This is a genomic window from Ornithinibacter sp. (genome assembly GCF_035443565.1).
In the GTDB taxonomy this organism is placed as follows: domain Bacteria; phylum Actinomycetota; class Actinomycetes; order Actinomycetales; family Dermatophilaceae; genus Fodinibacter.
This window is the reverse complement of sequence record NZ_DAORSO010000066.1, coordinates 5,262-13,269: the sequence shown is the minus strand read 5'-3', so window position 1 is coordinate 13,269 and position 8,008 is coordinate 5,262. Positions and strand designations below refer to the sequence as shown.

General features: G+C 70.8%; 10 protein-coding genes and 1 riboswitch. Of the genes, 9 read left to right on the top strand and 1 reads right to left on the bottom strand.

Annotation, left to right across the window (positions count from 1 at the left end):
* The 9 genes from PLL68_RS08625 to gcvP all read left to right on the top strand — a co-directional run.
* Positions 1-492, top strand: a 492-nt coding sequence (locus tag PLL68_RS08625) for a DUF881 domain-containing protein (RefSeq protein ID WP_324533361.1), incomplete at its 5' end; no start/stop codon positions are given.
* Positions 489-821 carry a small basic family protein gene (locus PLL68_RS08620; RefSeq protein ID WP_324533360.1) on the top strand — a complete coding sequence of 111 codons (333 nt, stop codon included), beginning with the start codon at positions 489-491 and terminating at the stop codon, positions 819-821. The genes PLL68_RS08625 and PLL68_RS08620, both read left to right, overlap by 4 nt.
* Positions 818-1,612, top strand: coding sequence for a DUF881 domain-containing protein (locus PLL68_RS08615; protein WP_324533359.1), 795 nt, complete (start codon positions 818-820; stop codon positions 1,610-1,612). Before PLL68_RS08620 ends, PLL68_RS08615 begins: the two co-directional genes overlap by 4 nt.
* A gap of 34 nt (positions 1,613-1,646) precedes the next feature.
* Positions 1,647-2,033: a glycine cleavage system protein GcvH gene (gene gcvH / locus PLL68_RS08610; RefSeq protein ID WP_324533358.1), complete on the top strand. Its 387-nt coding sequence runs from the start codon at positions 1,647-1,649 to the stop codon at positions 2,031-2,033.
* A 96-nt stretch (positions 2,034-2,129) separates the two neighbouring features.
* Positions 2,130-2,591, top strand: coding sequence for an FHA domain-containing protein (locus tag PLL68_RS08605; protein ID WP_324533357.1), 462 nt, complete (start codon positions 2,130-2,132; stop codon positions 2,589-2,591).
* Positions 2,536-3,300 carry a transcriptional regulator FtsR gene (ftsR, locus tag PLL68_RS08600; RefSeq protein WP_502910688.1) on the top strand — a complete coding sequence of 255 codons (765 nt, stop codon included), beginning with the start codon at positions 2,536-2,538 and terminating at the stop codon, positions 3,298-3,300. Before PLL68_RS08605 ends, ftsR begins: the two co-directional genes overlap by 56 nt.
* A 25-nt stretch (positions 3,301-3,325) precedes the next feature.
* Positions 3,326-3,817: a bifunctional nuclease family protein gene (locus tag PLL68_RS08595; RefSeq protein WP_324533355.1), complete on the top strand. Its 492-nt coding sequence runs from the start codon at positions 3,326-3,328 to the stop codon at positions 3,815-3,817.
* Positions 3,818-3,994: 177 nt separating this feature from the next.
* The gene (locus tag PLL68_RS08590) at positions 3,995-4,576 is read left to right on the top strand and encodes a MerR family transcriptional regulator (RefSeq protein ID WP_324533354.1); all 582 of its coding nucleotides are present in this window, start codon (positions 3,995-3,997) and stop codon (positions 4,574-4,576) included.
* A gap of 113 nt (positions 4,577-4,689) precedes the next feature.
* A riboswitch (glycine riboswitch) is annotated at positions 4,690-4,785 on the top strand.
* Positions 4,786-4,860: 75 nt separating this feature from the next.
* Positions 4,861-7,743, top strand: coding sequence for an aminomethyl-transferring glycine dehydrogenase (gene gcvP, locus PLL68_RS08585; protein ID WP_324533353.1), 2,883 nt, complete (start codon positions 4,861-4,863; stop codon positions 7,741-7,743).
* A gap of 28 nt (positions 7,744-7,771) precedes the next feature.
* Here gcvP and PLL68_RS08580 read toward each other — a convergent pair.
* Positions 7,772-8,008 (bottom strand): P-loop NTPase family protein (locus PLL68_RS08580; RefSeq protein ID WP_324533352.1); only part of this gene is annotated, 237 nt, incomplete at its 5' end.

Here is an 8,008-nt window from a genome sequence, read left to right as displayed (position 1 = left end):
GCCGTCGAGCTGCAGGGCCCGGGCTTCACCATCACCATGGACGACGCCCCCGGGTCGAGTGCTGACGAGGCCGACCCCAACAACCCGGAGGCCGAACAGGGCCGCGTCTACGCCAAGGACCTTCGCTTCGTCGTCAACGCCCTCTGGCAGGCCGGGGCCGAGGCCGTCAGCATCAACGGCAACCGCCTCACGTCGCTGTCGGCCATCCGCTTCGCCGGGCCGGCGCTCATCGTCGACAACCGTCCGCTGACGCGGCCCTACCTCATCACCGCCCTCGGGGATCCGGCCCGCTTTCCTGCGGACTTCGCCGACGGTGAGGGGGGCAGCTACCTGTCGACCCTGCGGGGCAGCTTCGGTGTCCGGGTCGACACCAAGGTGTCGAAGGAGCTGACCGTGCCCGCCGCGGTGGGTCTGAACCTGCTCTACGCGAGGACGGGGGATACTGGAGACTCCGCGTCATCCACCGCCACCCCTGAGAGGAGCTCGTCGTGATCCCCGCCATCGGTCTGGCTCTCGGCATCCTCATCGGGCTGCTCCTTCAGCCCGCGGTGCCCGTGTGGCTGCAGCCCTATCTACCCATCGCCGTCATCGCGGCACTGGATGCGGTCTTCGGTGCCGTGCGGGCCATCCTGGACGGCATCTTCGACGACAAGGTGTTCGTCGTCTCCTTCCTGTCCAACGTGGTCGTCGCGGCCTTCATCGTCTTCCTGGGCGACAAGCTCGGCGTCGGGGCCCAGCTGTCCACCGGCGTCGTCGTCGTCCTCGGGGTGCGCATCTTCTCCAACGTGGCGTCGATCCGCCGCCACCTCTTCAACGCATGAGCGAGCAGCCCTCTGGTGAGTCCGGGGAACGCCCGGCCGAGTCAGGCGGACGCCCGGCCGCGAATCCGCCTCGAGCGTGGCGCCGCCTCCTGCGCGCCGGCTCACCCCGCGCGACCCGGGCGAACGTCCTCGCGATGGTCCTGGCCGCCGCACTGGGATTCGCGATCATCGCCCAGGTGCGCCAGACCTCCATCCAGGGGCTGGAGAACCTGCGCGAGGACGAACTGGTGCGCATCTTCGCGGGGGTCGACCAGGACGGCGACCGACTGGCCGACGAGATCCGAGGGCTGGAGAACTCACTGGAGCTGCTCCAGAGCCAGTCCACGAACGGGGAGGAGGCCCAGCGTGCCGCCCGGGAGCGTCTCGACGCCCTCGGCATCCTCGCCGGCACCGCCCCGGCCAAGGGGCCCGGCATCGTGCTCACCATCACCGGAGTCGACGGCGGCGTCGCGGCCCCCATCATCCTCGACACCGTCCAGGAGCTGCGGGCCGCCGGGGCCGAAGCCATCCAGGTCGGCGACGAGCGCGTCGTGGCGAACACGTGGATCTCCGAGCGCGACGGTGACCTCGTCATCTCCGGGAAGGTCGTGGCCCCGCCGTACACGATCCGCGCCATCGGGGCCGCAAACGACCTTGCCGGTGCGATGGAGATCCCCGGCGGTGTGACCGCCACCGTTCGCCGCGCCGAGGGCAAGACCAAGACCGAGATCCGTGACGAGGTGGTGGTCGATGCGTTGCTGACCCTCGCCCCGCCTCAGTACGCTCGGCCCGTACCGACCACCACCCCCTGATCACTCCCGCTCGCGGGCCACACCTAGGAGAGTCATGAGCGACCTCGAGTACCCCGCCGGACTGCGCTACACCGCTGAGCACGAGTGGGTCAGCAGCACCGGCGACACCCTGCGCGTCGGCATCACCTCCTTCGCGCAGGAGGCGCTCGGAGACGTCGTCTACGTGAGCCTGCCGGCGGTCGGCGAGACCGTTGCCGCCGGCGGCACCTGCGGCGAGGTGGAGTCCACGAAGTCCGTGAGCGACCTCTACGCCCCGGTCTCCGGTGAGATCACCGCCGTGAACGAGCTGCTGGACGCCACCCCGGAACTGGTCAACTCCGACCCCTACGGCGATGGCTGGATGTACGAGCTGCGGCCCAGCGACCCCGCGGCCGCCGACGCCCTGATGGACGTCGAGACGTACACCGCACAGTTGTCCTGACCAGATGGCCCGCCCCCGAGGGTGGGCATCGGTCACACCCTGATCTAGGGTGTGACACTCTGCAAGGACTCACGACGACGAGAGGCTGGATGGTCCATGAGTGACGAGCCCGTGGGGGGTCGAGGCCCCGTGCCCGAGTCGACGACGATGCGTCTGGCCGCGGTACAGGCGGAGACGAGCGCGCGTGTCGGCGAGCCGGTCCACGAGAGCGAGCACGTCCTCACGAAGGCCGATCTCGCCACCGTCGAGGCGCTGCGGCCCGGGACGGCCCTGCTCGTCGTGCTGCGCGGGCCCAACACCGGTGCCCGGTTCCTGCTCGATGACGACGAGGTCGTCTCCGGGCGTCACCCCGACAGCGACATCTTCCTCGACGACGTGACCGTCTCGCGTCGTCACGCGATCTTCCGGCGCACGCCCGAGGGATTCGTCGTGCGCGACGTCGGCTCGCTCAACGGCACCTACGTCAACCGCGAGCTCGTCGAGGCGGCCACCCTGACGACGGGTGACGAGGTCCAGATCGGCAAGTTCCGCCTCGTCTTCTACGCGAGCCAGGCCTGACCCACCCGTGGCCGAGTCGGCGCCCCCTCGCCTCCTCACGGTCGGGGCGGTGGTTCGGGCGTTGGCGGACGAGTTTCCCGACGTCACGATCTCCAAGGTCCGTTTCCTCGAGGCCGAGGGGCTGGTCACTCCCTCCCGTACGGCATCCGGGTACCGGAAGTTCACCGACGGCGACGTGGAGCGGTTGCGGTACGTCCTGCGGGCCCAGCGTGACCGGTTCTGGCCGCTGCGCGTCATCAAGGACAACCTCGACGCGTTGGACCGCGGCCTGACCCTGGCTCCGGGGCATGGCGGTCGACCAGCGGCTCCGGACCTCCCTCCCGACCCCGACGTCCCGGAGGTCTCGGAGCTCGCCGTCGGCACGACGCTGCGCCTCACGCCCGCGGAACTGGCCGGGGCGACCGGGCTGGCGCCGGCGGCCGTCGCCGACCTCGTGACCCACGGCCTGCTGCGGCCCGGCTCCGATGGGCTGCACGACGAGGCGGACCTAGCTGTCGCCCATGCGGCCGCGGGCCTGGCCGGGTACGGCGTCGAGCCTCGTCACCTGCGCGGGTTCCGGGCGGCTGCCGATCGCGAGGTCGGGCTGGTCGAGCAGGTCGTCGGTGCGCGGCGGGGGCAGGATGCCACGCGCAGCGCTGCCGAGGTGGCCCACCTCTGCCTGAGGTTGCACGCGGCCCTGGTGCGCGGCGGTCTGGCCGAGGGCCACTGACCGTCGGGGGAGGTACGGTGGCAGGGTGAAGGTCTTGGACGTGCTCGGAGTCCGTGTGGAGATGCCCACCAACCAGCCGATCGTGCTCCTGCGAGAGCGTGACGGCGACCGTTACCTGCCGATCTGGATCGGTGCCGCCGAGGCGACCGCGATCGCCTACGCCCAACAGGGAGTCGTTCCGCCGCGGCCCCTCACCCACGACCTGCTGCGCAACGTCATCGACGAGCTCGGTCACACCCTGACCCGGGTGCGCATCGTCGCCCTCAAGGACGGGGTCTTCCACGCCGTGCTCGACCTCGACGGTGGCGCCCAGGCGGGCGGCACCGACATCGAGTCGCGGTCCTCGGACGCGATCGCCCTGGCGCTGCGTGCTGGTGCCGAGATCGTCGCCGAGGAGGACCTCCTCGACGAGGCGGGCATCGAGATGGCCCAGACGGAGGACGACGAGGTGGAGAAGTTCAAGGCCTTCCTCGACCACGTCTCGGCCGATGACTTCGACACCGAGGGCGAGAGCTGAGCGCAGCGACGAGCGCTTCCTCGCGACACGCCCGGGGAGCACGCTCGAGCAGCGGTCGTTGACCTGAGTCACACCTGCCCCTACCGTCACACCTGTCACATCCGTGACTGCGAGGGTGACACTGATGTCATTTCGGCGCGTACAGTCGTCTGCGAAGACGAGTCGAGGAGGTAAGGCGTGGTCTCCACAGGAGAAGCGCGAGAGTCCGGGGCCAGTCCCGTCCCTGCACAGGGCGTGCTGTTCGCCGACGACCTCCCCGAGCTCGACGACGAGATCGGTTACCGCGGGCCCACCGCGTGCCGGGCGGCCGGCATCACCTACCGTCAGCTCGACTACTGGGCGCGCACCGGTCTGCTGGAGCCCTCGGTTCGAGCCGCGGGCGGCTCCGGGACCCAGCGCCTCTACGGCTTCCGCGACATCCTCGTGCTCAAGATCGTCAAGAGGCTGCTCGACACCGGTGTCTCGTTGCAGCAGATCCGGATCGCCATCAGCGTGCTCCGCTCCCGGGGCGTCGACGACCTCGCGCAGATCACCTTGATGAGCGACGGGGCCTCGGTCTACGAGTGCACCTCCAACGACGAGGTCATCGACCTGCTGCAGGGCGGTCAGGGAGTCTTCGGCATCGCCGTCGGCAAGGTCTGGCGTGAGGTCGAGGGCGAGCTCGCCAGCCTGCCCAGTGAGCGGGCCGAGCACGACGTCGCCGCCGCGCCCCGGCCCGGTGACGAGCTCGGCGCCCGCCGCGCCCAGCGCCTGGCCTGAGGCACGTCCCGACTTTTCCGCCGCGTACCGCGTGCCACGTGACACGCCGCTCGGCAGGTGTGTCACGCACCAGGGGTGGGAAGGGTGCGGCGGTGGTACGTTGACCGTGCCGCTCACACCGTGTGGGAGAGTCCTCGTCGCTGTTGACGAGGCGCCGAAGGGGCAAACCTCCCCGGAACCTCTCAGGCGCAAGGGACCACACGGGACAGGCACCTCTGGAGCTCACCGGCCACCCCGGTGGTGACAGAGGGGGAGACGTCCTTGCCGTCTGCCCCAGGAGCGCCATGAGCACCACCTCAGCCGACCTGCCCGCCTTCGCCGGTCGCCACATCGGCCCCCGTGACGAGGACATCGCGACGATGCTCTCCGTCGTCGGCCGCACCTCCCTCGACGACCTGCTGGATGCCGCGGTGCCGGACGGCATCCGCGCTCTCGAGGCGCTCGACATCGAGCCCGCGGCGTCCGAGGCCGCGGTGGTCGCCGAGCTGCGCGAGGTCGCGGCCCGCAACCGACGGGTCACCTCGATGATCGGGCTCGGGTACTACGGCACCCACACCCCGGCGGTCATCGCGCGCAACGTGCTCGAGAACCCGGCCTGGTACACCGCCTACACGCCCTACCAGCCGGAGATCTCGCAGGGCCGGCTCGAGGCGCTGCTGAACTTCCAGACCGTCGTCAGCGACCTCACCGGTCTCCCGATCGCCGGTGCGTCGCTGCTCGACGAAGCGACCGCGGCGGCCGAGGCGATGACGCTCATGCGGCGATCCTCGAAGGCGCCGGCGGATGCCGTGCTCCTCGTCGACACCGAGGTCTTCCCGCAGACGCTGGGTGTCGTTCGCACCCGGGCCGTTCCCCTGCAGATCCCGGTGGTCGTCGCCGACCTCTCGGGTGTCACCAGCACCGAAGGCCTTCGGGATGCCGCTGGCGGCGCCGAGGTGTTCGGCGTCCTGGTGCAGTACCCCGCGATGGACGGCATCCTCCACGACCTGTCGGCCCTGACCGCGGCGGCCCACGAGGTGGGCGCGCTCGTCACCGCGAGCGCCGACCTGCTCGCCCTGACGCTGGCGACGCCGCCGGGGGAGTGGGGGGCCGACGTCGCCGTCGGCACGAGCCAGCGCTTCGGCGTCGCGATGGGCTTCGGTGGCCCCCACGCCGGGTACATGAGCGTGCGCCCCGGCCTGGAGCGCACCATGCCCGGGCGCCTGGTCGGGGTCTCGGTCGACGCCGTGGGCGCCCCTGCCTACCGGCTCGCCCTGCAGACGCGCGAGCAGCACATCCGCCGCGAGAAGGCGACGTCGAACATCTGCACGGCGCAGGTGCTGCTCGCCGTCATGGCCAGCATGTACGCGGTCTACCACGGCCCTGCGGGTCTGCGAGCCATCGCGCTCGGTGTCCACGCCCACGCCGAGGCCCTGCGTGGCGCCCTTCGTGACGGTGGCGTCGACGTGGCCGAGGGGCCGATCTTCGACACGCTGCGGGTGCACGTCCCGGGGCGGGCCCGTGAGGTGGTCGACGCGGCCCTGGCAGCCGGCGTGAACCTCTGGCTGCACGACGCCGACACCGTCCAGCTCAGCGTCGACGAGACGACTGGACTGGTCGACCTGCACCGGGTGGCCAAGGCCTTCGGCGTCGCTGCGCCGGAGCAGGTGGACATCGCGACGCCGCAGTGGGACCAGGCCCTGGCCCGCACGAGCGACTACCTCACCCACCCCGTGTTCTCGACCCACCACAGCGAGACGTCGATGCTGCGGTACCTGCGGCGGTTGTCCGACCGCGACTTCGCCCTCGACCGCGGGATGATCCCGCTGGGGTCGTGCACGATGAAGCTCAACGCCACGACCGAGATGGTCGCGGTGACCTGGCCCGAGTTCGCCGAGGTCCACCCCTTCGCGCCGCACGAGCAGACCCGCGGCATCCGTGGCCTCGTCGACCAGCTGAGTGGCTGGCTGTGCGACATCACCGGCTACGACGCGGTCTCCCTCCAGCCCAACGCCGGCTCACAGGGTGAGCTCGCGGGGCTGCTCGCGATCGCGGCCTACCACCGCTCGCGGGGCGACGACGAGCGCACCGTGTGCCTCATCCCGGCCAGCGCCCACGGCACCAACGCGGCCAGTGCGGTCATGGCGGGCCTGAAGGTCGTCGTCGTGAAGACCGACCCGATCACCGGCAACGTCGACATGGACGACCTCAAGGCCAAGGTCGAGGCGCACCGTGAGACCCTCGCGGCGATCATGGTCACCTATCCGTCGACCCACGGGGTCTTCGAGGACACCATCACCGACCTGTGCGCGATGGTCCACGACGCTGGCGGTCAGGTCTACGTCGACGGTGCCAACCTCAACGCCCTTGTCGGCGTCGCCCGTCCGGGGAAGTTCGGTGCCGACGTCTCGCACCTGAACCTGCACAAGACGTTCTGCATCCCGCACGGTGGCGGCGGGCCCGGTGTCGGTCCGGTCGGCGTGCGCGCCCACCTGGCGCCGCACCTGCCCAACCACCCGCTCGACGAGCTGGCCGGCCCGACCGACGGCGTGGGCCCGGTGTCTGCTGCCCCCTACGGCTCGGCGAGCATCCTGCCCATCTCGTGGGCGTACGTGCGCCTCATGGGCGGGGCGGGGTTGCGTCGCGCCACCGAGGTGGCGGTGCTCAACGCCAACTACGTGGCCGCCCGACTGCGTGAGCACTACCCGGTGCTGTACTCGGGCACCGACGGGCTGGTCGCCCACGAGTGCATCCTCGACCTGCGTGGCATCACCAAGGACACGGGAGTCAGCGTCGACGACGTCGCCAAGCGACTGATCGACTACGGCTTCCACGCCCCGACGATGTCGTTCCCCGTGGCTGGCACCCTCATGGTCGAGCCGACGGAGAGTGAGGATCTCGCCGAGCTCGACCGGTTCTGCGACACCATGATCCAGATCCGCCGGGAGATCGACGAGGTCGGCTCGGGAGCCGTCGCCGCGGCGGACAGCGTGCTGCGGGGGGCGCCCCACACGGCTGAAGCCATCGCCGGCGACTGGGACCACGGGTACGACCGCCGGACGGCCGCCTTTCCGGAGGGGGTCGACCCGACCTCCAAGTACTGGCCTCCGGTGCGCCGGATCGACGGCGCGTACGGCGACCGGCACCTGGTGTGTTCCTGCCCGCCGCCGGAGGCGTTCGAGGAGTAGGGGCAGGCGGCCGGGTGGGGAGTAGTGGTCAGGCGGCCGGTTGGTCGCTGCGGGTTCCCACCCGGACGTCGACCGTGCTGCCCGACGCGTGCTTGTGGACCACCGCCTGGTGGGTGATCCGGCTGCGCAGGTCGGCGACGTGGCTCACGACGCCGACCGCGCGCCCGCCCGCCCGCAGCCCGTCGAGCACGGTCAGCACCTGTTCCAGGCTGTCGTCGTCGAGGCTGCCGAAGCCCTCGTCGATGAACAGGGTGCCGAGGTCGAA